Origin of the sequence: Kitasatospora sp. MBT63 (genome assembly GCF_000710465.2) — a bacterium.
Lineage (GTDB): Bacteria > Actinomycetota > Actinomycetes > Streptomycetales > Streptomycetaceae > Kitasatospora.
On sequence record NZ_JAIZ01000271.1, the window covers coordinates 1 to 1,263 of the forward strand.

Consider the following 1,263-nt stretch of genomic DNA (forward strand, 5'->3'; position numbering starts at 1 on the left):
CGGCGGCCGGTGCCGCCGCTGCTCGCTGCCAGCCGACCGAGTACCGCCCGGGCACGCCGCCGCCGACGGGCCGGCCGCCGCCGCGCAGCCGCGGCGGCTCCAGCCAGTACCGCCGCCGCTGGAACGCGTAGGTGGGCAGGTCGACCAGCGTCGCCCGGCCGCAGCGGGCGGCCCAGTCGACCGGCACCCCGGTGGCGTGCAGTTCGGCCAACGCCTCGGTGAGCGCGGCCGGTTCGGCGCGGCCGGACTGCTGGGCGGCCACCAGGACCGGCGGGCTCTGCACACCGTGGTCGAGGCACTCGTGCCCGAGCGCGGTCAGCACCGGGGCGGGACCGAGCTCCAGGAAGTGCGAGGCGCCGCTGCGCTGGAGGGTGCGCATCCCGTCCAGGAAACGGACCGTGCCGCGCAGCTGCCGGGCCCAGTAGCCGGGGTCGGCCAGCTCGCCGTCGGTGGCGGGCCGCCCGGTGAGGTCGGAGACCACCGGGATCCGCGCGGGGTGCGCGGTGACACCGTCGAGCACCTCCCGGAACCGTGCCAGCGCACCGTCCATGTGCGGGGAGTGGAAGGCGTGGGCGACCCGCAGCAGCGTGGCCGGGCGGCCGCGCCCGGCCCACTGCCCGGCGAGGTCGAGCACGCTCGCGCGGTCACCGGAGAGCACCGTGGCGGCCGGACCGTTGACGGCGGCCACCGCCACCAGGTGCTCGCGCCCGGCCAGCGACTCCCGGACCTCGGCCTCACCTGCGCGCACCGCCAGCATCGCGCCGTCCGAGCGGCAGGAGTGCATCAGCCGCCCCCGGGCCGCGACCACGGTGCAGGCGTCCTCCAGGGACCAGACCCCGGCCAGGTGGGCGGCCGCGATCCCGCCGACCGAATGGCCGAGCAGCAGGTCGGGCACCACCCCCCAGGCCTCCAACTGGCGGAACAGCGCCACCTCCAGCGCGAACAGCGCGACCTGCGCGTAGTCGGTGCGCTCCAGCAGCGCCGCCCCCGGCGTGCCGTCGGCGGCGAACAGCACCTCCCGGACCGGCCGCTCGGGGCGCGGGCCGGCGCCGCGGTCGAGCGCGTCGCAGACCGCGTCGAACGCCGCCGCGAACGGCCGGTGCGCGGCGTACAGTTCACGGCCCATCGCGGGCCGCTGGCTGCCCTGCCCGGTGAACACGAAGGCCAGCTTCCCGGCCCCGGCCGCGCTGCCGGTGAACAGGCCCGGCGCCGTCCGGCCCCGGGCCAGCGCGTCCAGCCGCTCCAGCAGCTCCGCCCGCCCGC

1 protein-coding gene is annotated in these 1,263 nt (G+C 78.5%); it reads right to left on the bottom strand.

The window, feature by feature from the left end:
* The coding region (locus AA75_RS17175; RefSeq protein WP_149038196.1) for an acyltransferase domain-containing protein at positions 1–1,263 on the bottom strand (1,263 nt) is incomplete at both ends.